This is a genomic window from Amycolatopsis anabasis (genome assembly GCF_009765355.1).
Lineage (GTDB): Bacteria > Actinomycetota > Actinomycetes > Mycobacteriales > Pseudonocardiaceae > Amycolatopsis > Amycolatopsis anabasis.
Genome location: NZ_VTHK01000006.1, coordinates 93,063 through 117,726, shown reverse-complemented (window position 1 = coordinate 117,726; position 24,664 = coordinate 93,063). Strand labels below are relative to the sequence as shown.

The window sequence follows — 24,664 nt, the reverse complement described above, 5'->3', positions numbered from 1 at the left end:
ATGAGCCAACGTGTCTGGTTGATCACCGGGGCCTCCGCCGGGTTCGGCCGATCGCTCGCCAACGCGGCCCTCGCCGCGGGTGACACCGTGGTCGCCGCCGTCCGCCGCCCCGAATCGGTGAAAGACCTCGCCGAGGCCGCGGCCGGCCGGATCACCGTCGTCGAGCTGGACGTGACGGACAACGCGCGGATCGACTCCGCGATCGCGGAGGTGCTGGACCAGCACGACCGGATCGACGTCCTGGTGAACAACGCGGGCAAGGGGCTGATCGGGGCGGCCGAGGACATTCCCGACGAGGAACTGCGCGCCCTGATGGACCTGCACCTGTTCGGCCCGGCCGCGATCACCCGTGCCGTGCTCCCGCGCATGCGCGCCCAGGGCAGCGGCGCGATCGTGCAGCTGAGCAGCCAGGCGGGCCGGTACTCCTTCCCCGGTATCAGCGCGTATTCCGCGACCAAGTTCGCGCTCGAGGGCTGGTCCGAGGCGCTGTCGCTGGAGGTGGCCAAGTTCGGCATCCACGTGCTGATCGTCGAACCCGGCCCGTTCCGGACCTCGTTCAACGAGCCGAACGTCATCGAGTTCACCGAACCCAGCGAGCCCTACCGCGAGGGCGTCGGGGCGGTCCAGACCGCGCTCGCCAACGCCAACGGGGTGCAGGCGGGCGACCCGGACCGGGCCGCGGCCGCCATCATCACCGCGCTGGAGGCGGAGAACCCGCCGCTGCGGCTCGCCCTGGGCAACGAGGCGGCGGACTCCCTCGCGGAAAGCTACGACAAGGCCAAGGCCGAACTGGCCGCCTGGGACGCCGTCGCGCGCGGGGCGGACTACCCGGCCTGACGAAAAGCCGATACGGCCTCCGATCGCGGTTCCGGAATTGCTTTCCGGAACCGCGATCGGAGGCCGTCTTCGTTTTGCGCCGGGAATCTTCTTTCACTAAAGGAACATGTCGGGACCGGTCCCGATCCGCTTATCTTGGCGATGTCAGAAAGATCTCCCGTTTCCAATAAGAGGGGGCAGTTCATGGCCAAGCCGGTGCGAATCGGGGTGCAGCTCGTGCAGGGCGGCGCTGGGGTCACTTACCAGCACCTGCGCGACAAGGTGCTGCGGATCGAAGAAGCGGGCACGGACGTGCTCTTCAGTTACGACCATTTCCACGTTCCCTCGGGTGCGAACATCGACCCGAACGGCACGGTCTCGGTCAGCGGGGAACAGCCCGACGTCGAGAACTTCGAAGGCTGGTCCGTGCTGACCGCCTGGGCCGAGCAGACCGAGCGCATCGAGATCGGCTGCCTGGTCACCGGCGTCGGTTACCGCAATCCGGACCTGCTCGCGGATATGGCGCGCACGGTCGACCACATTTCCGGCGGGCGGCTCATCCTCGGACTGGGCGCCGGTTGGTACGAAAAGGACTACGTCACCTACGGGTACGAATTCGGCACGGTGGGCTCCCGGATGAAGCTGTTCGCGGAGAGCCTGGCACGCATCGAGCACCGCCTTTCGGTGCTCAAACCGGCTCCGCGGCGGAAGATCCCGATCCTGATCGGCGGCGGGGGCGTGAAGAAGACCCTGCCGCTGGTGGCCCGGTACGCGGATATCTGGCACTACTTCGACACCCTGGACACGCTCGCGCACAAGAACAAGATCCTGCGGGAGAACACCGACGCCCTCGGCCGGGACCACGCGGAGATCGAGCGTTCCCAGGAATGGGCGGGCCTGGAGCTCGCGGACGCGTATGCGGACGCGGGCGTCACGCTGTTCACCCTGGTGCTGTGGTCGCCGCACGACCTGACCGAACTGCACAAAGCCCTTGCCTGGCGCGACGAGCGCAACGCGCGGATTCGGGAACTCGCGTCCTGAGCCCGCGATCGCGGGCGCCGCACCGGGCCGGACCCCGGTGCGGCGCCGCCGTTTCAGGCCCAGTTCCAGAACGCCTGGTCGAGTTCCTCCTCGCTGGGCAGCTCGTGCAGGACGGCCTGCGCGTAGCCGGTGCTGAGCTTGCCCGCTTCGCGCAGGTTGCGCCGGGCCGTTTCCACGGAGTTGCGGGAAACACCCAGGGCCGCGGCCAGATCGGCCTGGGTGAGCCCCACGCGCAGCAACGTGCCTCCCCGATTCGCCGGAGTGCCGTGGCGCCGCCCCAGCTCCACCAGGAAGGCCCACAGCCGCTGCTCGACCTTCCGGCCGGTGTGGCTGCGCTGGTTCATCTGCGCCTGCAACCGGCGGGCGAACGTCCGGCACAGCGCACGTTCCATCTCCTGATCGCAGTCGAGGAGTTCCCGGAACTTCCGGCGCGGAACCGAAAGCAGCACCACCTTCCCGGACTGTCCGAAGCGGACCGCCGTGGCGACGCCGGTGACGATCTCCTCGGCGTTGAGGACATCGCCCGGACCGGCGACGTCGACCAGGACGTTCGGCCCGTCCCAGCGCACCTGGAACACCTTCACCGCGCCGTCGAGCACGATCACCACCGGCGCGCCCGCCGCACCCGGAATGCCGTCGAGCTGACCGGCGTCCAGCAGCGACGCGTGCCGTTCCAAGCGGCGCAACGAATCCGGCGGCAACTCGGCCACGAAGGAGTCTTCCAGCCACGGTTCGGACAGGCCCCGCCGCCGCCATTTCGTGGCTTCCTCGATCAACCCCAGTCCCATTTCACGGCCCCGGGTCAGCCGTGCGTGCTCAACAGCGCGTACAGCACCGCCGGCAGGCCGGCGAGCACACCCGCCAGCGCGATCAGGACGCGGGCCGTCCGGGCGGGAACCTTCGCGGTCAACCGCCAGACCACGAACCCCACCAGAAGCAGGAAAATCACCGCGACAATGCCCGCCGTGACCACCGCAGCGACGTCACGAGTCATATCAACCCCTATGCCGTTGTTCTTCGCGGAACCTGGAATTTCGCTCGACCCGTGGTGCCTGGTAGGGGACACCGGCCGAATCAGCGAGCCCGAGAGTATGAGCGGGGGAAGGCCAGCGCCACCCCCTCACCGCGAAAACGCAGGTAGTCAGCCGCTGCCGAGTGCCGAAGCCGTAGTAGAATGGGGTAGGGATTCCCCCAATTATGGGGTGATCATCTCTCCCGCCGACCACCATCATGGACCCGCGACGTCAGTTCTTCGCGGAGCCTGGTCGTCGTCCGAGGCAGGGCGTCGGGGGTGGTAGCCCGATCGCCCTGTCCTCAACTCCGGGGGACCACCGTCATCGGCAGCCGGCTGGGGTAGGCGGTGGTGGTGTACTTCACCCGGACCGGCTTGTCCGGCACCGGAACCAGCCGCCACCGGGCGGCGACCGTGGCCGCGGCGATCGCGACCTCGGTCAGGGCGAAGGCGTTCCCGATGCACTGGCGCGTTCCCGCGCCGAACGGGATGAACGCGCCTTTCGGCAGTTCCTTCGCACGCTCGGCGGACCACCGGTCCGGATCGAACCGGTCCGGTTCGCGGTAGCTCCGCGGATCGAAGTGCATGGCGTGCGGGCTGACGGTCACCTCGGCGCCCGCCGGGATGCGCACCTCGCCGAGTTCGACCTCCCGGAGCGCGCGTCGCATGAAGATCCAGATCGGATACATCCGCAGGACTTCGTGGATGACCTGCTTGGTGTAGACCAGCTTCGGCAGGTCGTCGAAGGTGACCGGCCGGTCGGCGAGCACCGAGTCGACCTCGTCCCGCAGCCGCCGCTCGACTTCGGGATGCCGGGCGATCTCGTGGAACATCCAGGCCAGGACCAGCGCGCTCGTCTCGATCCCGGCGGTGAGCAGGGTGATCACCTCGTCGAAGGCCTGCTGGTCGGTCATCCCCTCGCCGGTGTCCTCGTCGATGGCCAGCAGCAGCGTGGACAGCAGGTCGCCGCGGTCGACGCCGTCGGCGCGCCACTGGGCGATGACCGCCAGCACGATGGCGCGCATCCGCTCGATGGCCGCGTCGAACCGCCGGTTGACCGGGATGGGGAGCCATGCCACGAACGCGGGCGACAGCGCGCGGATCATTCCGTCGTTGAGGATGATCGGAATCGACCGGCGGGCCTCCTCGATCGCGGATCGGCCCAGTTCGGTCGAGAACAGCGTCTCGCCGACGACGGTGACCGCGAGCGACTGCATGTCCTCGTCGATCTCGCGGACCTCGCCGGGCCGCCAGGATTCGACCAGCTCCGTGGTCGCCCGCACCATGGTCTCCGCGTACCGCGCGATGCGGGCGCGGTGGAACGCGGGCTGCATCAGCCGGCGTTGCCGCAGGTGGAAAGCGCCGTTCGACATGGCGAGGCCGTTGCCGAGGAACGGCCGGAACCTGTCGAACAGGATTCCTTTCCCGAAGGCGGTCCCTTCGGTGACCAGAACCCGATGGGTCAGTTCGGGGCTGGTGACGAAATACGTCTCCAGCGGGCCGAGGAAGATCTTCACCACGTCCCCGTGGTCGCGCAGTGCGGAGGTGAACTCGAAACGGCGGCGCAGCATCGCCGGGGTGTGTCCGAGCAAGGGCCACCGGCCGGGCGCCACCGGGACGGGCATCGGAGACTCCATCGCCTACAGGGAGGGGCGATTCAGCGTAGGCGTCCTCCGGTGGCGGGGGACAGAACCCGATCGGGTGGCGGGACCGGTCCCCGTCGGCCCGCCTAACTTGCTCGATATGACAACCACGCCGAGTGCGCGACCGATGATGAGCTTGTCCCTGGCCGGAATCCTGGCGGCGGCAGCGCTGGTGGCCGGTTCCGCGTACGCCGCCGAACCGTCCGGCTCGACGTGCGGCCTGCGCGTCACCAGCCAGGAGCAACCGCGGCAGGCCCGGCCGGGCGACGTCGTGTGCTTCGCCGCGGGGCCGGCCCGGAGCCGGGTGACGATCGACAAGGGCGGGACCCCGGACAAACCGATCACCTACGACGGCACCGGCGTCGACGCCGACGGCGTCACGATCGAGGCCGACAACGTGATCGTCGTGAACTTCACCCTGAACCGGCCGCAGGCGCCGGGAATCGAGGCGACCGGCAACAACATCACCTTGCGGGACAACAGGATCACCACACCGGTGAACGGCGACGGCGACGGCATCCGGTTCTTCGGCAACGGCATCAAGATCCTCGGCAACACGGTCCGCGGCACCAGCAATCGTTACGGGCACGCCGACTGCATGCAGACGTTCGCCAGCGACACCCCGCCCAGCCAGGACATCCTCATCGAGGGCAACCGGTGCGAGAAGGTCGACAACATGGGCCTGATGGCCGAGGGCCCGAACGACGGTGAGGGCGACGGCAAGGGCCATTCACACCACTTCACCATCCGGAACAACTATTTCGAGACCCTGCGCGGGAGCCAGGCGCTGATGTTCGAGGACATCCAGTTCGCCACGATCACCGGAAACGAATTCGCGGCGTCGCCCACCAAGGCGATCGGGCTGGCAATTCATTCGACCGACGCCCGCGTCGGTGGTAACAAGGTGAGCCCGGGAATTCGCTACGAGGTCGGCATCGACGAGTCTTCCCGGAAGGGTTACCAGGGGCCCGAACCCGGCGGTCGGCCGTGAGGACCTCCGGCTGATCCGTCCTTCAGGCGGCTCACGACACGTGGATCGACAGGGGGTCGTGTCGTGAGCCGCCTCGAGGTGCCGTTCTTGCCGGGCCCCGTTCAGCCACCGGCCAGTTCGGTGGTGGCGTCCTGCCCCGCCGTGGTGCTGCGGCGCAGGAAGTCGGCGAGCAGTTCGAGTTCGGCGTCGGCGTATCCGGCGCAGATCTCGTCCATCGAACTGTTCATTCCCGCGTAGAGCCGGAACAGTTCCGCGTTGCGTTCGCGCAGCGCCCGCACGGAGACCGCGCGGCGGTCGGTCGCGCCGGGGTCGCGTTCGCGGGTGATCCAGCCGCCGCGCTGGAGCCGGTCGAGGATGCCGGTCACCGTGGCCGGGTGCAGCCCGGCGCGCCGGGCCAGGGCGCTCGGGCTGAGCGGGCCGTGGCGATCGATCAGGTCGAGGCAGTCGAGGTCGACGTCCTTGAGGTCGAGGCGGGCGCCGACCTGGTGGTTGAGCAGCGACAACTGGTTGCTCAGCGCGCGCAGCGACTGCTTGATCTCGGTGGTCAGCCGCCTGCGGCGCCGCGCGTCCCCGGAAGATGTGGAACTCATGCGATATGCACTCCGTATGGTATGAACCTCGGAGTGCAGCGTAGCCGCGCTCGCCCGGTTCCGGGCAATGTCTACTGTGGACACCCCCTTGGTGTGACCGCGCCCTCAGGTCGGCGACCTTGACCTCAACCATGGTCGAGGTCTTACCGTTCCGGTTATAACGGACAGAACAGACGTCGGCTTCTGGGGGTTTCTCATGACTACGGACACCTCGCTCCGCGCGGGGCGGCGGGAGTGGATCGGGCTCGCCGTGCTCGCCCTGCCCACCCTGCTGATCTCGATGGACATGACGGTGCTGCACCTCGCGGTGCCGTACCTCAGCGAAGACCTCAAACCCGGCGGCTCCCAGCTGCTGTGGATCCTGGACATCTACGGCTTCCTGATCGCCGGATCGCTGGTCACCATGGGCACCCTGGGCGATCGCATCGGGCGCCGGAAACTGCTGCTGATCGGCGCCGCCGCGTTCGGCGTCGCGTCGGTCCTCGCCGCGTTCGCGGGGAACGCGGAAACGCTGATCGCCACCCGCGCGCTGCTCGGGATCGCCGGGGCGACCCTGATGCCGTCCACCATGGCCCTGATCCGCAACATGTTCACCGATCCGGGGCAGCGGACGTTCGCCATCGGGGTCTGGATGACCGGCTTCACCGTCGGCATGGCGATCGGTCCGCTGGTCGGCGGGCTGCTGCTGGAGAACTTCTGGTGGGGATCGGTGTTCCTGATCAACGCCCCGGTGATGGTGCTGCTGCTGGTCGCGGGGCCGTTCCTGCTGCCCGAGCACCGCGATCCGAACGCGGGCCGGTTGGACCTCGCCAGCGCGGTGCTGTCCCTGGCCACCGTGCTGCCGGTGATCTACGGGCTCAAGGACCTGGCCGAACACGGGGCGGGCTGGGTGCCTGCGGTGACGATCGTGGCCGGGCTGGCGGTCGGCGTGGTGTTCCTGCGGCGGCAGCGCACGCTCGCGGATCCGATGATCGACCTGAAGCTCCTGCGGAACCGGTCGTTCAACGCCTCGCTGGCCACCCAGACGCTGGCGATCTTCGCGATGGGCGGGGCGCAGTTCTTCGTCGGGCAGTTCCTGCAACTGGTGCTCGGCCTTTCCCCGCTGGAAGCCGGGTTGTGGATGCTGCCCTCCACCGTGGGAGCGATCCTCGGGGTCAACCTCGCGCCGGTGATCGTGCGGTACGTCCGGCACGCCTACCTGATGGGCGGCGGGCTGGCCCTCGCGGCGCTGGGCCTGGTCCTGATCACCCAGGCCGACGGGGAGATCGGGCTGCCGATCGTGGTCGCCGGATTCACCGTCATCTCGCTCGGCGTCGGACCGGCGTTCACCCTCACCACCGACCTGATCATGGCGACCGCGCCACCCGAGCGGGCCGGGGCGGCCTCGGCGATCACCGAGACCGGCGCCGAATTCGGCATGGCCGTCGGGATCGCGGTCCTCGGCAGCATCGGCACGGCCGTGTACCGGGGCCAGGCGGAAGGCACGCTGCCCGCGGGCATCCCGCCGGAGGCGGCCGAAGCGGCCCGGGACACCCTCGGCGGCGCGGTCGCCGTGGGCGGGCAACTCCCGGCCCCGCTGGGCCCGGATCTGCTCACCGCGGCGCGGGAGGCGTTCACCAGCGGCATGCAGGTGACGGTGGCGGTCAGCGCGGTCATCGTGGCGGGGGTGGCCGTGCTCGCGGCGACCCTGCTGCGGAACATCCGTCCCACCGGCGAACCGGCGCCCGAGCCCGAACCGGCGGTCGCCTGCGAAACGGCTTGACCCGCACGCGCGGCATCTTCGCGGTTAAGGTGTGATCATGCGCTTCGGACTGTTCGTGCCCCAGGGGTGGCGTCTGGATCTGACCGGCATCGATCCCGCCGAGCACTGGAACACCATGCTCGGGCTCGCCCGGGTCGCGGAGGCGGGCCCGTTCGAGTCGATCTGGGTCTACGACCACTTCCACACCGTGCCCGTGCCCACCGACGAGGCCGTGCACGAGGCGTGGTCGCTGATGGCCGCGTTCGCCGCCGCGACCAGCCGGGTGCGGCTCGGGCAGATGTGCACCTGCATGAGTTACCGCAACCCGGCCTACCTGGCGAAGGTCGCGGCGACCACGGACGTGATCTCCGGCGGCCGGGTCGAGATGGGCATCGGCGCCGGATGGTACGAACACGAATGGCGCGCCTACGGCTACGGCTTCCCGTCCGCCGGTGAGCGGCTCGGGCGGCTGGACGAGGGCGTACGGATCATGCGCCAGTTGTGGGCCGAGGGCCGGGCAAGCCTGGACGGGAAGCACTACCAGGTCGACGGCGCGATCCTGCGTCCCCTGCCGTTGCAGGACGGCGGGATTCCACTGTGGATCGCCGGGAGCGGCGAGAAGAAGACGCTGCGGATCGCCGCCCGGTACGCGAACTACACGAACTTCGCCGGGACGCCCGCGGACTTCAAGCACAAATCGGAGGTGCTGGCCGGGCACTGCGCCGACCTGGGCACCGATTTCGACGCGATCGTGCGGTCGGCCAACTACAACGTCGTGATCGGCGAGACCGAACGGGACGTGCGGGACCGGCTCGAGTGGATCCGCTCGCACTACGAACCGCACGTCCCGGCCGAGGTGCTCGAGCAGGCGTACCGGAACTTCTCGACCGGCCCGCTGGTCGGCACCCCCGAGCAGATCGCCGAACGGCTCACCGAACTGCGCGGACTCGGGATGACCTACGCGATCCTCTACTTCGCCGAAGCCGCCTACGACCGATCCGGAATCGACCTGTTCACCCGGAAGGTCACCCCCGCCCTCGCCGACTGACCCGCGAGTCCCCCGTTCCTGCACGCGAGTTGCACACTCAGGTACGCGAGTTGCACGTTCGGGGACGCGAGTTGCACGTTGGGGACCGCGAACTGCGCACTTGGGCAGAGAGACGGCCCCGGATCGCGGCGACCCCTGGGCGCCGACGCCGTCGCGGGGTGCGGTTCCGCGTGTGCGGTTCGCTTGCCCGAACGTGAAGTTCGCTTACCTGAGTGTGTAGTTCGCTTACCTGAGTGTGTAGTTCGCGTGCCTGAGTGTGGAACTCGTGCGACCAGGGCACGCGTGGTCATACCGGCGACGATGCCCGGCTGGGGCGCCGTCGACGACCACTTCCGGCGGGAGCGGGCTCCCCGGCCCCGGACTTCCGGCGCTGGAGGTGGACCTCGACGGCGATCAGGTTGAACAGCAGGCTGAGCCACAGCCCGGAGCTGGCGATGTCGTGGATCATCGCGACCGTGTTTCCCTGGTACGTCCGGGAATCGGCCTGCGCGAAGACGATCAGCGCCATGGCGCCGCCCCACAGCCGGGAGGTCAGCGCGGCCAGGGTCACCGCGTAGTTGCGGATCATCCACTCGCGGTGGTCGGCGTAGCGGCGGGCCCGTGCGGCGCGCAGCCCGGCGACGCCGGTCCACACCCACAACACGGTCTGCGCGTACAGCCCGGCCATGTTGGAAAGGCCCGATTCGCTCATCGCCGCGACCGGGATGAGCAGGATCGACGACGGGAAGATCCCGGCGAAGAAGTACGCGCGTCCCGTCCACCGGTGGAGCGCGGGACGCCTGCGCCGCAGCGCGGGCCAGAACTGGGCCAGCCCGGCCGCCGTGGCGACCGCGCCGAATCCGATGTGCCCGACCAGCAGCCAATAGCGCACCCGGTCGCCGTGCACGTCCACCCGGCTGTTCTCGATGTCCGGCGGCACGTAGGCCGATAGCAGGTAGCCGAGGGCGGCCAGGGTGAACACCGACAGGGCGATCAACCACTTGGCTCGGGTCGCGGGCTGGTTCAGCTGTGTCATCGTCATCCCCTTTGTTTATGCGAGAAACTATATCAGGCAAACTAAGTCGCCGTGCGCCATGATGGGCTGGACGCGAGAGAAGGGGACGAATGACCAGCGAGGACGTGGTGCCCGCCGAACTGCGCAGGCTCTGGGGGAGGTCCGAGCCCGCGCGGCTGGGGCGGCCCGCCGAACTCGACGTCGAACGGGTGGTGGCCGCCGCCGTCGCACTGGCCGACCGCGACGGGCTCGCGGGCGTGACGCTGCCCAAGGTCGCGAAGGCGCTGGGGTTCACCAGCATGTCGCTGTACCGGTACGTCGGGTCCAAGGACGAGCTGCTGGTGCTGATGGGAGACGCCGCGCTCGGCGACCCGCCCGAGATCGGCGCGACCTCGTGGCGCGCGGGACTGCGCGAATGGGCCCGGGCGCAGTGGGAGGTCTGCCGGCGGCGGCCGTGGCTGGCCCGGCTCCCGCTGCCCGGCCCGCCGCCGGGGCCGCACCACGTCGCCTGGATGGAGGTCGCGCTGCGGGTGCTGCGCGGCACCGGCCTCGGCTGGGCGGAGAAACTCGGTGTGCTCGGCCTGATCGGCGGGTACGTCCGCCAGAACTCCTTGCAGGCACAGGATTTCGCCACGGCCCGCGCGGAGGGGCAGGATCAGGCGGACGTCGAGCGGGACTACGGCCGCGCGCTCTCCCGGCTGGTGGACCCCGACCGCTTTCCCGAAGCGGCCGAACTGTTCGCCTCCGGGGTGTTCGAAGACCCGCCGCCGGATGGGGCGGACGACGAGTTCACGTTCGGGCTCGAGCTGATCCTGGACGGCGTCGCCGCCGCCGTCCGGTGATCTTCGTGAGCTAGCGCCTGCCGCGCCGCGGCTGCGGGTGGCGCGGCGGGGTGCGCCGGCGGGCCAGTTCCCCGGCGTACCGCTCGGCCGCGTTGACCAGCGCCGCGTAGGCCTCGACGTGCAGCCGGTTGATCGTGTCGTGGGCGTCGCGGGCCGTCGCCTCCAGCCAGGACGCGTTCTCTCTTGCGGCCGGTACGGTCATCGGTCACACCGCCTCCGCGTTGCGCTGAGTGCTCGCCTCGCCCGGATCGAGCGCGCGGCCGGGGTGATCCCGTACGAAGAAACTCGTGACCAGGCCGACGAGCGTGACCACAGCGAGGTACGCGCCGACGGAGTACACCGTCCCGGTGCCCGACTGCAAGGCCTCGGCGATGGTCGGCGCGAATGCGCCACCGAGCACCGCGCCGATGGCGTAGGCGATGGCGGCCCCGCTGTACCGCACCGGGGCCGGGAAAAGTTCGGCGTACAGGGCGGCCTGTGGTCCGTAGGTGAACCCGAGGCCGACCGAGAACAGCACGAGCGCGACCACGAGCAGGCCGACGTCGCGGGTGTTGATCAGCGCGAAGAACGGGAACATCCAGGCCAGCTGGAGCACGAAACCGACCTGGTAGACGCGGATCCGGCCGTACTTGTCGGCGAACCAGCCACCGGCCAGCGTGCTGGCCAGCCAGGCCACCGCGGAGATCATCACCGCGATCAGGACCGTCGACCGGTCCAGGTGCAGGGACTTGACCGCGTACGACTGCACATACCCGCCGGTGGTCATGTACCCGACGGCGTTGTTCGCGGCGAACAGCAGCGCACCGGCGACGACCAGCCGCCAGTGGTGGCGGAACAGCGGGACGAGCGGGATGCTCGACCGGGCCTTGGCGCGGCGGACCTCTTCGAAGACCGGGCTTTCCGCGACCCGGCTGCGGATGAGCATGCCGACCACGATCAGCGCGACGCTGAGCAGGAACGGGATCCGCCAGCCCCAGGCGAGGAACTGCGCGGCGGTGGTGAACGCGGCGACCAGGGCGAGGACGCCGTTGGCCAGCAGCAGCCCGATCGGCACGCCGATCTGCGGGAACGCGCCGTAGATCCCGCGGCGGTCGGCCGGGGCGTGTTCCACGGCGAGCAGTGCCGCGCCGCCCCATTCCCCACCGGCGGAAAGTCCTTGCAGGATCCGGAGCAGGACCAGGATGACCGGCGCGCTCACGCCGATGGCCGCGGTGGTGGGCACCAGGCCGATCAGCACCGTGGAGACGCCCATCAGCAGCAGCGTCAGGATCAGCATGGCGCGGCGACCGATCCGGTCGCCGAGGTGCCCGGCGATCACCGCGCCGATCGGGCGGAAGAAGAAGCTGATCCCGATCGTCGCGAACGACAGGATCAGGGCGTCCTTGCCCAGCGCCGCGAAGTACTGGGTGGCGAAGACGAGCCCGGCGCAGATCGCGTAGATGAAGAAGTCATACCACTCGATGGTGGTGCCGATCATCGCCGCGAGCACGACGCGGCGGTGTTCCCGATCGATGCCGCCGGTCCATCGCGCCATTGCGACTCCCTGCCTGCTTGAGTACCTAATCGGCGCAAATCGTATATAGTTAGCCGACCGCGGACAAGGGTTTGACGGGCTTTGGTGGGTAAGTCTACGTTGATCATATACGATCAATCGTCGAGGGAGACCAGGTGACCGATCCGGTCAGCACGGCCCTGGGGCTTCGCCCGGGCAAGGTCATCGCCGTGCATCTGAACTATCCGAGCCGCGCGGCGCAGCGGGGACGCACGCCGGAGCACGGATCGTACTTTCTCAAGGCGCCCTCTTCGCTGGCCGCCGGTGACGGCGAGGTGGTGCGGCCCGAGGGCGTCGAACTGCTGGCGTTCGAGGGCGAGGTGGCGCTGGTGATCGGGCGCCGGGCCCGTTCGGTCCGGCCCGCGGACGGCTGGGCGCACGTCGGCTGGGTCACCGCGGCCAACGACCTCGGCCTCTACGACCTCCGCCACGCCGACGCCGGATCCAATCTCCGGGCGAAGAGCGGCGACGGGTTCACCCCGCTCGGCCCGGAGTTCCTGCCCGCCGCGGAAGTGGACCCCGCCCGGCTGCGCGTGCGCACCTGGGTCAACGGCGAGCTCGTCCAGTCCGACACCACCGACACCCTGCTGTTCTCCTTCGGGCACCTGGTCGCGGACCTGTCCCGTCTGTCCACTTTGGAACCGGGCGACGTGATCCTCACCGGGACCCCGGCGGGCGCCTCGGTGCTCGACCAGGGCGACGTGGTCGAGGTCGAGGTGGACAGCGTCGACCCCGGGCGGCCCGCGAGCACGGGCAAACTGCGGACGACTGTGGTCTCCGGCCCGCCGCTGCCCGAGTTCGGCGCGCGGCCGAAGGTCGACGACGTGTTGCGCGCGGCCGCTTCCGGGGTGCCCGTCGAACCCGAACCCGGTGACGAAGTCCTGAGTGGACTGACCGAAGTCGCGGTCGCCACACTGTCGGCCCAGCTGCGCAAGCGCGGGCTGAACAACATCCACCTGGACGGGGTGCGGCCCGTGCGCCCGGGCGCGAAGTTCGCCGGGCGCGCGAAGACCCTGCGCTACCTGCCCCTGCGCGAGGACCTCTTCGCCGCGCACGGGGGCGGGTTCAACGCGCAGAAGCGGGCGGTGGACACCGTGCGGGCCGGTGAGGTCCTGGTGATCGAGGCGCGGGGAGTGCCGGACAGCGGCACCATCGGGGACATCCTCGCGTTGCGCGCGCAGACGCTGGGCGCGGCGGCGATCGTGACCGACGGCGGGTTGCGGGACGCCGCGACTGTGTCCGATTTGGACATTCCGGTGTTCCACGGCGGCGAGCACCCCGCCGTGCTCGGGCGCCGCCACGTGCCGTGGGAATCCGACGTGGCGATCGGCTGCGGGGGCACGACGGTCCGCCCGGGCGACGTCATTGTCGGCGACGACGACGGCGTGCTGGTCATCCCGCCGTTCCTGGCGGCGGAGGTGCTCGCGGACGCGGTCGAGCAGGAACGCCAGGAGGAGTTCATCACCGAGCAGGTGCGGGCCGGGCACGGGCTGAACGGCCTGTACCCGCTGAACGAGGACTGGCGGCGGGCCTACCAGGACTGGCTGCGGGCGCGGAACGGAGACGGCTGATGTCCACAGTGGATGAATCGACCGGGGGCGGGCTGAGCAAGTCCCAGCAGGCCTACCAGGCGATCAAATCGCGGATCGCCGACGGCAGTTACGGTCCCGGGCACCGGCTGGTGCTCGGCTCGCTGGCCAGGGAGTTCCAGGTGAGCCCGGTGCCGATCCGGGAGGCCATCCGCCTGCTCGAGGCCGAAGGGTTCGTCCACTTCGAACGCAACGTGGGCGCGACCGTCGCCGCGATCGATCCGGTGGAATACCAGCACACCATGCAGATGCTGGCGATCGTCGAGGGCGCCGCCACCGCGCTGGCCGCACCGCACCTCACCGCGGACGACCTGGCGAAGGCCGCGGAGATCAACGACCGGATGCGGGCGACGCTGCGCGACTTCGACCCGCTCACCTTCACCCGGCTCAACCACGACTTCCACGAAACGCTCTACCTGCCCTGCCCGAACCCGCGGCTGGCCGAACTGGTCCGCCGGGGCTGGTCCCGGCTGGCGACCATCCGCGAATCCACGTTCTCGTTCGTGCCCGAACGGGCCGAGGCATCGGTGGCCGAACACGACCAACTGCTCGAACTGATCCGCACCGGCGCGGGCCCGGAATGGATCGAACACCGCGCCCGCTCGCACCGGACCGCCACCATCGACGCCTTCCTCCGCTGGGAAGGCCGCAAGGAGACCGAATGAAGTTCCGGGACGATCCCCACCGGATCAAAGGCTCGATCGCGCCGGTGATCACGCCGTTCACCGGCGACGGCGCGCTCGACGAGGACAGCCTGCGCGGGCTGATTCGCTGGCAGCTTTCCCAAGGCTCGCACGGCATCTCGCTGGGCGGATCCACCGGCGAGCCGAGCGCGCAGACCACGGCCGAACGCGCGCGGGCCATCCGCGCGGCCGCCGACGAGATCGGCGACCGGGTGCCGTTCCTGCCGGGCACCGGATCCGCGAAACTGGACGAAACCCTGGAACTCACCGCGATCGCCCGCGACGCCGGGGCCGACGCGGCGCTGATCATCACCCCGTACTACGCCCGGCCCACCCAGGAAGCGCTGTACCAGTGGTACGCCACGGTGGCCCGGGAGTTCCCCGAGCTGCCGCTGGTGATCTACAACGTGCCCTCTCGCACGGCCGTGGACATCGCCCCGGCCACCGTCGGCCGGTTGTTCCGCGACTTCGAAAACCTCGTCGGGATCAAGGAAACCACGAAGGATTTCGAGCACTTCTCCCACGTGCTGCACGAATGCGGGCCGGAATTGCTGGTGTGGTCCGGGATCGAACTGCTGTGCCTGCCCCTGCTCGCCCTGGGCGGCGCGGGGTTCGTCAGCGCCACCGCCAACCTCGCGCCCGCCGCGGTCGCCGGGATGTACGAGGCCTTCACCGCGGGCGACCTCGACCGGGCGCGCCGCCTGCACTACCAGCTGCATCCGCTGGTCGAACTGACCTTCGTGGAAACCAACCCGGCCCCGGTGAAATGGGTGCTGGCCGAACGCGGGCTGATCGCCTCGCCGCACGTCCGCCCGCCGCTGATCACGCCGACCGAGCCGGGCCAGGACAAGATCCGCGCACTGCTGGCGGCCGGGCAGGACGTGCTCGCACCCGTCGAACCCTGATTCAGGAGAACGTTTATGAACGACCACCGACCGGCCGGGCTTCCGGAGCGGATCCGGCACTTCATCGACGGGGAAGAGGTGGACAGCCTCTCCGGCCGCACGTTCGAGGTGCTCGATCCGGTCACCAACCAGCCCTACGCCACCGCCGCGGCCGGGCAGGCCGAGGACATCGACCGGGCGGTCACCGCCGCCCGCGCCGCCTTCACCGACGGCCCCTGGCCGGCCATGACCGCCCGCGAACGCGCCCGCGTGCTCTTCCGGATCGCCGACGCGGTCGAAGCCGAGGCAGACCGGCTGGCGGAACTGGAAACCTTCGACACCGGCCTGCCGATCACCCAGGCCCGCGGGCAGGCGCGCCGGGCCGCGGAGAACTTCCGGTTCTTCGGCGACGAGATCGTGGCCCTGCACGAGGACGCCTACCGGGTGCCCGGCGCGCAGGTCAACTACGTGGTGCGCAAACCGGTCGGGGTGGCCGGGCTGATCACGCCGTGGAACACCCCGTTCATGCTGGAGAGCTGGAAACTGGCCCCGGCACTGGCTTCCGGCTGCACCGTGGTGCTCAAACCCGCCGAGTTCACCCCGCTCTCGGCGAGCCTGTGGCCCCGGATCTTCGCCGAGGCCGGGTTGCCGCGCGGGGTGTTCAACCTGGTCGGCGGGATCGGCGAGGAAGCCGGGCAGGCGCTCGTCGACCATCCGCACGTCCCCCGGATCTCGTTCACCGGCGAGACCACGACGGGACAGACGATAATGGGCCGCGCAGCGGCGAACCTCAAGGGCCTGTCCATGGAACTGGGCGGGAAGTCCCCGGCCGTCGTGTTCGCCGACGCCGATCTGGACGCGGCGCTGGATTCCACGCTGTTCGGGGTGTTCTCGCTGAACGGCGAGCGGTGCACCGCGGGTTCCCGGATCCTCGTGGACCGCGCGATCTACCCGGAGTTCTGCGCCCGGTACGCCGAGCGCGCGCAGCGGATCGTGGTGGGGCCGCCGCACGATCCGGCGACCGAGGTCGGCGCGCTGGTCCATCCCGAGCACTACGAGCGGGTGCTGGGCTACGTCGAACTCGGCAAGCGGGAGGCCACCCTGCTCGCCGGGGGAGCGCGGCCGGAGCACCTGCCCACCGGCAACTACCTCGCGCCCACGGTGTTCGCCGACGTCAAACCGGACGCCCGGATCTTCCAGGAGGAGATCTTCGGCCCGGTGGTCGCGCTGACCCCGTTCGACACCGAAGCCGAGGTCGTCGCGCTGGCCAACGACGTGCGGTACGGGCTCGCCGGGTACGTGTGGACCAACGACCTCAAACGCGGCCACCGGGTCGCGGCGGCCATCGACGCCGGGATGGTCTGGCTGAACTCGCACAACATCCGCGACCTGCGCACCCCGTTCGGCGGGGTCAAGGCCAGCGGCGTCGGGCACGAAGGGGGCAGGCGCAGCATCGACTTCTACACCACCGAGCAGATCGTCCACATCGCACTCGGCGAGGTGCACACCCCGCGGTTCGGTGCGCGCTAAGGAGAAAGCCATGACCAACCCACCCGACGTGATCCGGTCGGCCTACGCCGAACTCGTGGTCACCGATCTCGCCGCCGCCCGCTGGTTCTACGTCGACGTGCTCGGCCTCATCGTGACCGCGGAGGAGCCCGGCGCGCTGTACCTGCGGGCGTGCGAGGAGTACCTGCACCACAGCCTGGTGCTGCGCAAGGGCGACGCGCCCGCGCTGGCCGCGCTCGCCTACCGGGTGCGCGGCCCGCGCGAAGTGGACGCGGCCGAGCGCTACTACGCCGAACACGACGTCCCGGTGCGGCGCGTGCCCGCCGGGACGACCCGGGGGATCGGCGAGGCGGTGCGGATCCAGGATCCGCTCGGCTTTCCGGTGGAGTTCTTCTACCACGCCGAACACACCGAACGCTTCACCCAGCACTACCACCTGCACCGGGCGAACGCCCTGGCCCGCCTGGACCACTTCAACGTGGTGGTGCCCGATGTCCGCACCGCGCGGAACTACTACACCGCGCTCGGCTTCGGGGTCTCCGAGACGATCGAGGACGAGGACCACCTCTACGCGGCCTGGCTCTACCGCAAGCAGACCGTGCACGACATCGCCCTGACCGGCGGAGACGGCCCGCGCCTGCACCACATCGCGTTCGCCACCCAGGAGCGGAGCCAGATCCTGCACACCTGCGACGTCCTCGGCGCGCTGCGGCGCGAGCACCACATCGAACGCGGTCCCGGCCGTCACGGCGTCTCCAACGCGTTCTACCTGTACCTGCGCGATCCGGACGGCCACCGGATCGAGATCTACACCAGCGACTACTACACCGGCGACCCGGACAACCCCACCATCCGCTGGGACGTGCGCGACAACCGCCGCCGGTCCTTCTGGGGCCACCAGGTCGTGCCGTCCTGGTACGCCGAGGCGTCCACCGTCCTCGACCTGGACGGCCGCCCGGTGCCGATCACCGCCCCGGCCAAACGGGAATCGGTGGCTTCGATCGGCGCGGACGGTTTCGGCGTGGTACCCGGGGAAAACGGCGCGGAGGGCGTCAAACTTGGCCACCAGGTGTGAAGTCAGCTCTTCGAGTTCAGCGCTTCGCGCACCGACGCGAGGTATTCGCGGGTCCCTTCGACGGTGGGGTCGGGTTCGAGGAAGGCCAGGACGAGGTTGGCGATCGCCAGGGCGGGCTGGGACCATTCGGCCGCTTCTGGAGCGCCGAACGGGTTGACCCGGAAGCGTTCGGTCGCGATGCCGGGATTGGCGGGAGCCATCAGGACCAGCCCGCGGATCGTGGCGGTGGCCAGGCTGGCCACCGTTTCGAAGGTGACCCCGAGGTTCGGCCGTAGCCGGAGGCCGATCAGGCCCGTCACGCGCTCGTACGCCGCGGCGACCCCGGCGAGCAGGGTGCGCTCGGATTCGGCGAGGGCGTCCCGCACCTCGTCGCGCAGCTCGCCGTCGGGCAGGCTGCGGAAGGTCGCGTGCAGGGCGAAGTAGGTGCGCCACTCCGGCGACCGGCCGAAGATCTCGAACTCGTTCAGCGCCCCCTGGCGGAGCACCTCGGCGGCGAGCGCGCGGCGGAGCCCGGGCTCGGTGATCCAGTGCAGCCTGTCGTGCACGATCCGGTTGATCGCCGCGATCGCGTCCGGATTGCCGTCGACGATGGTGGGGCTCGAGCCCCGGGCGAGCGCCTTGAGCAGATCGCTGAAGAACAGGTCCTTGTACGGCCAGCGGCGGTAGACCGCGCTACGCGCTACCCCGGCGTCGCGGATGACGTCCTCGAAGCTGATGTGGTCCAGGCTCACGGTCAGCCCGGCCTCGTTGACCATGGCCAGCGCGGCGTGCAGCATCCGCTGCTCGGTCTCCTCGTCCGACAGCCGCTGCCGTCGCCTGGCCAGGCCGCTGCTCGGTGTTTCCCGGCTCACGTGCTCAAACCTCCAAGTTTGGGATACAGTGTCTCAAGTTCGAGATTTCAAGTTCTGGCTGCCGACATCCTAACCGGGGGTGGCGGCGCCGGAGGCTGATCGGGAGGGAACATGACCGAAACGGGGATCCAGGGGACCACGCGCACCACCGGGTTGCCGCCGTCGGCGCGGCGAGCCCTGGTGGCCGTCTACCTGGGGCTGGCGCTCACCGTGCTCGCCGCGCTCGCCGTGGTCGTCGACGGGGACGGCCTCGCGCGGCATCTGCACGACATCGAGGACTCGTGGATCGGCGTCGCCAAGGCGAACGAGACGCCGTCCGTGGTGACCACCTACCTGTTCGTCGTGGCGGCGCTCGGGATCGTGTCGTGGCTGGTCACGGCCTGGGCGGTTCGTCGCCGGAAGCGGTGGGCCCGCCCCTTCGCGACCACCGTGTTCGTGCTCGCCGCGGGCATCGCCGTGCTGAACCTGACCATGCGGGAATACGGCCGGACGATCCTGCCCGCGCTGCACGGGGTCGCCGGGGTGCTGCCCTGCGTCGCCGGTCTGGTGGCGGTGGTCCTGCTGTGGCGGCGCGACCGGGTGTCTGTCTAGGCCCGGTTCGTTCGTCGGTAGGGCGTACCCCAACCGGAAGGAAAACCGATGGTCACGCCGACGGACACCGAGATCAGGGCGGCGATCGCCGCGGAACGCCGGGAACTCGCGGAGTTGCTGACCGGGTTGCCCGCGCGGCAGTGGGACGCGGGGACGTTGTGCGCGGGCTGGCGGGTGCGGGAGGTGGTGGCCCATATGACCATGCCGTACCGGTACTCCACGCCCCGCGTCCTGGTCGAACTCCTCAAGTCGGGCGGCAAGTTCAACCGGATGGCCGACCGCTGCGCCCGCAACGACACGGCTTCGGTTTCGGCGGAGGAACTCGCCCGGTGCCTGAAGGAGAACGCGAACCACCCGTGGAAGCCACCGGGCGGCGGGTTCGTCGGTGCGCTGTCGCACGACGTGATCCACGGCCTGGACATCACCGTGCCCTTGGGGCTCGACCGGCGGGTCCCCGCGGAGCGGCTGCGCGTCGTCCTGGACGGCACCAACGCGAGGCACCTCAAGTTCTTCGGCGTCGACCTGGACGGCGTCCAGTTGCGCGCCGACGACCTCGACTGGACCTGGGGGACCGGAGCACCGCTGACCGGCGCCGCGCAGGACCTGCTGTTGGTCCTTTGTGGACGGAAGCTGCCCGCCGGTCACCTGCTCGGTGCGGCGAGCGATCGGTTCACCGCATGAGCGCCCCGCCCGTGCTCGTCGCCCTGCCGATCGCCGACCGCCGGACGTCGTTCGCGTTCTACCGCGATGGGCTCGGGTTCGAGCCGATCGGCGAACCGGCCGAAGACGGTGTGCCGGAACCGCTGACGTTCGCGCTCAACGAAGGACTGCACCTCATGCTCGTCCCGGCCGGTGGTTTCGGCTGGGTCATCGGCAATCGCGCGGTCGCCGCGCGGGGGAGCAGCGAGTGCGTCTTCAGCCTCACCGCCGGTACCGAGGCCGAGGTGGACGAACTGGTCGAACGCGCGCTCGACGCCGGAGCCGAGCTCGTCACCGCGCCCGGAACGCAGCCCTGGGGCTACACGGGCGCGTTCGCCGATCCCGACGGGCACGTGTGGACGGTGCTGTCGGCGCCCGCCTGATCGCGTGACGTGGCTCATAGTCGCGTCCAGGATCCGGATGATCTTGGGGCGCGTCCCAGGCCGGGGCGGTTAGCCTCACCCGACCCGACCTACGTAAGGAGGAAGCCATGGGCGACGGCTACACCGTCAACACCGACGGGCTTCGGACCGCGGCGACGAAGCACCTCGACGGGCTGGCGGCCGATCTGGAAACCGCCCGGGGCAAGGTCAACGCCACCGGCGAGCACGAGGCCGCGTTCACCACCGGGCCGGGCGAGCTGTTCAAGTTCCTCGCACCCAGGTTCGAGGAAACCACCTCCTACCTCAATCGGGTCTTCCTGGACAACATCGACAACCTGCGGCTCTGCTCGGCGGCGCTGCGGGAGATCGCGAACCGCTACGACGGCAACGAGCGATCGGCGCAGCGGGGGGTCGGGGCATGAACTGGGCGGAGCAGATGGAGAAGCACTCCGACACCTTCCGCAAGGTGTGGGCGGAGGAGGGTTTCGAATACCTGATGTTCAAGGGCGGTATGGCCAAGGAGGCGGGCCGCCCGGACATGGGGGCGTGGAACATGCCGCCCCAGGAAGACGTCCAGCGCAAGATGCAGGAGATCGACACCCGCATCCGGAACCTCTTCAACGACTTCGCATCCGGCACGACGTCGGAGGCGAACGTCATCATCACCAACCTCAGCGGCGCCAACACCGACATCCGGGAGAACTTCCACGAGCACCTGGACGGGATGGACATCTACCTGGAGGACTGGTCGGGCAAGGCGTCCGACAACTTCCGCGAGTACGTGAACCAGTTGAAGGACGCGTTGGTGCGGAAGCAGGACTGCATCGACGCGACCCGGCGTTCGATGGACGCGTACCGCCAGCTCCACACCTCGTTCAAATCGAACGTCCTGGATCTCGTCGAGTCCACCCAGGCCGCGCTGGAGCAGGTCGAGAAGGACGAAGAGGCGCGTTCCGAGCGGATGAAGCTCACGATCATCAGCGCGGTCGTCGCCGTCGGGGCGGCCGCGCTGGCCGTTCCCACCGCCGGCACCAGCCTGGGGGCCGCCGCGGCCGTGGCCGGAGTGGGCAGCGCGCTGGTCGGCGCGGGCACTTCCGCCGCGTCCATCCAGGTCGGCGGGACGCACAAGGGCGAGGTCATCTGCAACCTGGTGGACGAGGGCGACAAGATCACCAAGGAGGCGGCCGAAGCCGCCGGACGTGTGGAAGCGGCGTTCTTCAAGGTGACGACGTTCCTCACCAACATCTCCGGCGACAACCTGAAGCAGGTGCGGCCGGACCGTCCGAAGATCATCACCGATCCGAAGTTCGACCCGGAGGACTTCCACCCGGACAACCAGCCGAAGGAGGATCGCCAGAACGTCCGCAAGGACGACCTGGTGAACGAGCCGGATCGGCGGCCCGACGAGAAGCGCGACCACTACCTCCAGGATCCGAAGGACCGGGAGATCGAATGGGATCAGGACGGGCTGATCTCCATTCCGCGGGTGAAACCGCCGGAGTACGGCCGGGATGCCTACGACGAACAGGGACCTGCGTCGGACGGATCCGCCGCCAGGCTCTTTGATTGATGGCTGACGAAGACGATCTGGACGAGCGGGCCGCGCGCCTGCTCGCCCAGTCGGAAGGCATCCACGAGAAGGCGGTCCGCAAACGCCAGGCGCTGGAGTGGGCGGAGCGGCGGGCGGCCGCGGTCGAGGGGACCGCGGCCTCCGCCGACGGCCTGATCCGGGCCACCGTCGACGAAACCGGGGTGCTCACCAACCTGGAACTCGCGCCGCGGGTGCACGGAACGCGGCCCGGCGAGCTGGCGCGCGCGATCACCGCCGTGGTGCGCCGCGCCGCGGCCCATGCGCGCGACCAGGTCCGGGCCACCTACGACGGGCTGCGGAACGAAGGGGTCATCGCCGAACTCCCGCCGAACCTGCTCGCCGCGCCGGAGGTGGACGGCGGTCCGGTCACCCTCGCCTCCGTCCCGCCACCGGCCGCCTCGGCGGAGGAGCGGGGACCGGGCATTCTGCGCCCGTCGACGGACGAATCCCCGGCCTCCCTGCCGGATCCGGCGCCGTCCGGCGCCGAGGAGGAACGCCCGCGCATCATGCGCCCGGCGACCGAGAGCACCGGGACCGCGCCGGAGGAGCCCGCCGAACCGGAAACCCCGGCGCCCCGGCGCGAAGAAGAAGGCCCGCCGAGCACCTGGCTGCGCCGCCCGAATTGGTGAGCGCTCAGCGCGCGGTGTTGTCGAGGACCTGCTCGTACCGGGCTTCGAGTTCGGGAAGCCGCCGGGAGCCGGGTCGCTCGGCTCCCGGCGGCGGGTTTCGTCCGGCCGCCTACCAGGGCGCCGGTGCCTCGGCGGTTCGTGCACTGTCCACTGTGGCCGGTGGGGCGGCCGGGCAGTGCGTGCCGGGTTTGGGCAGCGTCGCGTCGAACAGGTAGCGGCTGGCCACGTCGAGGGTGCAGGCGTTGCGGTCGATCACCCCGTGGCCCCAGCCGTCGTAGGTGAGCAGGACGCCGTTGCCGATCTGGCGGGTCACGTTGGTCGCCCACTCGTAGCCGGTCGCCGGGTCGTGCAGCGCGTTCATCACCAGGATCGGCGGTGCGCCGTGAATGTTCAGGCGGTGCTGCGGGTTCGGGGTGTCCGCCGGCCAGGCGGCGCAAATCGAAACCGCGGACCAGGCGAAATGGGTCCGCAGGTGTGGTGCGGCCCGGTTCTGCCGCTTCCAGAGCGCGAGCCAGTCCCGCTCGCCGGAGATGTCCGCGTCGAAATCGGCGCAGAGCGATCCCAGCGGGAACGGCGCCAGCTTCCCGGCGGCCCGTGCGGTCGCCTGCTTTTCCTGATTCGCCAGCGCTTTCAGCCGGTCCGCGAGCGCGGCCCACCGAGGACCGTAGAGCGGGTTGACGGTGGTGGAGACCAGGGTCATCGCGTCGATCGGCCGGGCGGGGTCGTTCGGATCGTGCAACTGGCCCCGGACGGCCTTGGCGTACAGCTCGTCGAACACGCGGCCCACATCGCTGCCGTGCAGCGCGCAGCTCCGGTCGTGCTCGCACCAGCGGGCGAATTCGGTGAACGAATCCTCGCCGGTCCGGGCCTCGGTTTCCAGGAACCGGCGCGCGCCCAGGCTGTGGTCGAACACGCTGTCCAGCACCAGGGCCCGCACCCGCGACGGGAACCGCTCGGCGTACATCTGGCCGGCGAGCGTGCCGTACGAGATCCCGTACAGGCTGATCTTGTTCTCGCCGAGCGCGGCCCGGAACGCGTCGATGTCGCGTGCGGTGCTGACGCTGTCCACGTGATCGATCAGCGGCCCGGTGTTCTTCCGGCAGCTGTCGCCGAGTTTCCGGGCGTAGTCCACCGACTGCGCGAAGGTGCCGCCGGCTTCCGGAATGACGTTCGGCTGCTTTGCCAGCAGGTCCGCGTCGCACTGGACCGGGTTGCTGCGGTTGGTTCCCCGCGGGTCGTAGCTCACCAGATCGAACCGGGCCGCCAGCTCGGGCGGAACCGACGATCCGCCCAGCAGGGAGCCGACCCCGGAACCGCCGGGGCCGCCCGGCATGAGGACGAGCGAACCGATCCGCTTGTCCGGGTCGGTCGCGTGCCGGCGGGCCACGGCGACGGAGATGGTGCCGCGATCCGGCCGGGCCCAGTCGATGGGCACCGGCAACGAGGCGCATTCCACCTCGGCGTTCTCGGCGCACGGTTGCCAGTCCAGCCGTGGTGCCGGGTCGGCGCTCGCCACCCCGGTCCCGGCCAGACCGGCCAGGGTCAGGGTTGTGCAGAGCAGAACGGCACGGATCGCACCGCTGCGATGTCGCGTCAATGGAGCCCCCTGTGGTCGCTTGCTCGTCCCGGGACCGAGTATGGCGCGGTGGCGGGGACCGGGCTTCCGGGATTTCCCCTAGGGGCGGCGGATCGCTCGTCCTGTCCGGGGACGACCCGCGATCCTCCGCGAGTCCCCCGTTCCAGTCGCGCGAGTTCCCCGTTTCGGTAGTGCGAGTTCCCCGTTCCGGTAGGTGAACTCCACACTCAGGCAAGCGAATTGCACGTTCGGGACAGTGAGAACGATTGCGTGATGACGAATCGAAGAATCGGGCTTTCGCTCGCCTTTTCCCTTGCTGGCCGCGGGCTGTGTG

At 69.8% G+C, this 24,664-nt stretch carries 26 protein-coding genes; 17 read left to right on the top strand and 9 right to left on the bottom strand.

Going from position 1 to position 24,664, the window contains the following annotated elements:
• On the top strand, positions 1-837 hold the full coding sequence (locus FXO23_RS10130; RefSeq protein ID WP_158883264.1) for an oxidoreductase: 837 nt from the start codon (positions 1-3) through the stop codon (positions 835-837).
• A gap of 183 nt (positions 838-1,020) precedes the next feature.
• Positions 1,021-1,857, top strand: coding sequence for an LLM class F420-dependent oxidoreductase (locus FXO23_RS10125; RefSeq protein WP_158883262.1), 837 nt, complete (start codon positions 1,021-1,023; stop codon positions 1,855-1,857).
• A gap of 53 nt (positions 1,858-1,910) precedes the next feature.
• On the opposite strand, the gene FXO23_RS10120 is transcribed toward FXO23_RS10125, so the two are convergent.
• The 3 genes from FXO23_RS10120 to FXO23_RS10110 all read right to left on the bottom strand — a co-directional run bounded on the left by FXO23_RS10120 (position 1,911) and on the right by FXO23_RS10110 (position 4,494).
• Positions 1,911-2,645, bottom strand: a complete 735-nt coding sequence (locus FXO23_RS10120) for a Crp/Fnr family transcriptional regulator (RefSeq protein ID WP_158883260.1) — start codon at positions 2,643-2,645, stop codon at positions 1,911-1,913.
• Positions 2,646-2,659: 14 nt separating this feature from the next.
• Complete coding sequence (locus tag FXO23_RS10115) at positions 2,660-2,851, bottom strand: hypothetical protein (protein WP_158883258.1); 192 nt, start codon at positions 2,849-2,851, stop codon at positions 2,660-2,662.
• A 320-nt stretch (positions 2,852-3,171) separates the two neighbouring features.
• Positions 3,172-4,494 (bottom strand): cytochrome P450, encoded by a 1,323-nt coding sequence (locus FXO23_RS10110; protein WP_158883256.1) that lies wholly within the window; start codon positions 4,492-4,494, stop codon positions 3,172-3,174.
• Positions 4,495-4,612: 118 nt separating this feature from the next.
• Here FXO23_RS10110 and FXO23_RS10105 point away from each other — a divergent pair, with 118 nt between their 5' ends.
• Positions 4,613-5,503, top strand: coding sequence for a right-handed parallel beta-helix repeat-containing protein (locus tag FXO23_RS10105; RefSeq protein WP_246257095.1), 891 nt, complete (start codon positions 4,613-4,615; stop codon positions 5,501-5,503).
• Positions 5,504-5,604: 101 nt separating this feature from the next.
• Here FXO23_RS10105 and FXO23_RS10100 read toward each other — a convergent pair whose 3' ends face one another.
• On the bottom strand, positions 5,605-6,093 hold the full coding sequence (locus FXO23_RS10100) for a MarR family transcriptional regulator (RefSeq protein ID WP_158883254.1): 489 nt from the start codon (positions 6,091-6,093) through the stop codon (positions 5,605-5,607).
• Between the two features lie 196 nt (positions 6,094-6,289).
• Here FXO23_RS10100 and FXO23_RS10095 point away from each other — a divergent pair, with 196 nt between their 5' ends.
• Complete coding sequence (locus FXO23_RS10095) at positions 6,290-7,855, top strand: MFS transporter (protein ID WP_158883252.1); 1,566 nt, start codon at positions 6,290-6,292, stop codon at positions 7,853-7,855.
• Between the two features lie 37 nt (positions 7,856-7,892).
• Positions 7,893-8,882 (top strand): LLM class F420-dependent oxidoreductase, encoded by a 990-nt coding sequence (locus FXO23_RS10090; protein WP_158883250.1) that lies wholly within the window; start codon positions 7,893-7,895, stop codon positions 8,880-8,882.
• A 286-nt stretch (positions 8,883-9,168) separates the two neighbouring features.
• Here the strand turns inward: FXO23_RS10090 and FXO23_RS10085 are convergent, their stop codons facing one another.
• A complete protein-coding gene (locus FXO23_RS10085; RefSeq protein WP_158883248.1) occupies positions 9,169-9,897 on the bottom strand; it encodes a DUF2306 domain-containing protein in 729 nt (242 codons plus the stop codon).
• Between the two features lie 89 nt (positions 9,898-9,986).
• Here FXO23_RS10085 and FXO23_RS10080 point away from each other — a divergent pair, with 89 nt between their 5' ends.
• Positions 9,987-10,718, top strand: coding sequence for a TetR/AcrR family transcriptional regulator (locus tag FXO23_RS10080; protein ID WP_158883246.1), 732 nt, complete (start codon positions 9,987-9,989; stop codon positions 10,716-10,718).
• A gap of 10 nt (positions 10,719-10,728) precedes the next feature.
• Here the strand turns inward: FXO23_RS10080 and FXO23_RS10075 are convergent, their stop codons facing one another.
• Positions 10,729-10,920, bottom strand: coding sequence for a hypothetical protein (locus FXO23_RS10075; protein WP_158883244.1), 192 nt, complete (start codon positions 10,918-10,920; stop codon positions 10,729-10,731).
• Positions 10,921-10,923: 3 nt separating this feature from the next.
• Entirely contained in the window at positions 10,924-12,252 is a 1,329-nt protein-coding gene (locus FXO23_RS10070; protein ID WP_158883241.1) for an MFS transporter, read from the bottom strand.
• 134 nt (positions 12,253-12,386) lie between these two features.
• Here FXO23_RS10070 and FXO23_RS10065 point away from each other — a divergent pair, with 134 nt between their 5' ends.
• Genes FXO23_RS10065 through hpaD form a run of 5 tightly spaced genes read left to right on the top strand, consistent with a single transcriptional unit; the run spans position 12,387 to position 18,010 of the window.
• Positions 12,387-13,841 (top strand): fumarylacetoacetate hydrolase family protein, encoded by a 1,455-nt coding sequence (locus tag FXO23_RS10065; RefSeq protein WP_158883239.1) that lies wholly within the window; start codon positions 12,387-12,389, stop codon positions 13,839-13,841.
• A complete protein-coding gene (locus FXO23_RS10060; protein WP_158883237.1) occupies positions 13,841-14,524 on the top strand; it encodes a GntR family transcriptional regulator in 684 nt (227 codons plus the stop codon). Before FXO23_RS10065 ends, FXO23_RS10060 begins: the two co-directional genes overlap by 1 nt.
• Complete coding sequence (gene dapA, locus FXO23_RS10055) at positions 14,521-15,447, top strand: 4-hydroxy-tetrahydrodipicolinate synthase (protein WP_158883236.1); 927 nt, start codon at positions 14,521-14,523, stop codon at positions 15,445-15,447. The genes FXO23_RS10060 and dapA overlap by 4 nt, the downstream gene beginning before the upstream one ends.
• Positions 15,448-15,462: 15 nt before the next feature.
• Positions 15,463-16,956: a 5-carboxymethyl-2-hydroxymuconate semialdehyde dehydrogenase gene (gene hpaE, locus FXO23_RS10050; RefSeq protein ID WP_158883234.1), complete on the top strand. Its 1,494-nt coding sequence runs from the start codon at positions 15,463-15,465 to the stop codon at positions 16,954-16,956.
• 10 nt (positions 16,957-16,966) lie between these two features.
• Positions 16,967-18,010 (top strand): 3,4-dihydroxyphenylacetate 2,3-dioxygenase, encoded by a 1,044-nt coding sequence (gene hpaD, locus FXO23_RS10045; protein ID WP_158883232.1) that lies wholly within the window; start codon positions 16,967-16,969, stop codon positions 18,008-18,010.
• Positions 18,011-18,012: 2 nt separating this feature from the next.
• Here hpaD and FXO23_RS10040 read toward each other — a convergent pair whose 3' ends face one another.
• Positions 18,013-18,861 (bottom strand): TetR/AcrR family transcriptional regulator, encoded by an 849-nt coding sequence (locus tag FXO23_RS10040; protein WP_218951940.1) that lies wholly within the window; start codon positions 18,859-18,861, stop codon positions 18,013-18,015.
• 111 nt (positions 18,862-18,972) lie between these two features.
• Here FXO23_RS10040 and FXO23_RS50995 point away from each other — a divergent pair, with 111 nt between their 5' ends.
• From FXO23_RS50995 to FXO23_RS10010, 6 genes are all read left to right on the top strand, one after another.
• A complete protein-coding gene (locus FXO23_RS50995) occupies positions 18,973-19,452 on the top strand; it encodes a hypothetical protein (protein ID WP_218951939.1) in 480 nt (159 codons plus the stop codon).
• Between the two features lie 48 nt (positions 19,453-19,500).
• Positions 19,501-20,133 (top strand): maleylpyruvate isomerase family mycothiol-dependent enzyme, encoded by a 633-nt coding sequence (locus tag FXO23_RS10030; protein WP_158883230.1) that lies wholly within the window; start codon positions 19,501-19,503, stop codon positions 20,131-20,133.
• Complete coding sequence (locus FXO23_RS10025; RefSeq protein WP_158883228.1) at positions 20,130-20,534, top strand: VOC family protein; 405 nt, start codon at positions 20,130-20,132, stop codon at positions 20,532-20,534. The genes FXO23_RS10030 and FXO23_RS10025 overlap by 4 nt, the downstream gene beginning before the upstream one ends.
• Before the next feature lie 107 nt (positions 20,535-20,641).
• Positions 20,642-20,956: a hypothetical protein gene (locus tag FXO23_RS10020; protein WP_158883227.1), complete on the top strand. Its 315-nt coding sequence runs from the start codon at positions 20,642-20,644 to the stop codon at positions 20,954-20,956.
• The gene (locus FXO23_RS10015; RefSeq protein WP_158883226.1) at positions 20,953-22,104 is read left to right on the top strand and encodes a hypothetical protein; all 1,152 of its coding nucleotides are present in this window, start codon (positions 20,953-20,955) and stop codon (positions 22,102-22,104) included. Before FXO23_RS10020 ends, FXO23_RS10015 begins: the two co-directional genes overlap by 4 nt.
• Positions 22,104-22,754, top strand: coding sequence for a YbaB/EbfC family nucleoid-associated protein (locus tag FXO23_RS10010; RefSeq protein ID WP_158883225.1), 651 nt, complete (start codon positions 22,104-22,106; stop codon positions 22,752-22,754). Before FXO23_RS10015 ends, FXO23_RS10010 begins: the two co-directional genes overlap by 1 nt.
• A 109-nt stretch (positions 22,755-22,863) precedes the next feature.
• On the opposite strand, the gene FXO23_RS10005 is transcribed toward FXO23_RS10010, so the two are convergent.
• The gene (locus FXO23_RS10005) at positions 22,864-24,351 is read right to left on the bottom strand and encodes an alpha/beta hydrolase (protein WP_158883224.1); all 1,488 of its coding nucleotides are present in this window, start codon (positions 24,349-24,351) and stop codon (positions 22,864-22,866) included.
• Positions 24,352-24,664: the final 313 nt, after the last annotated feature.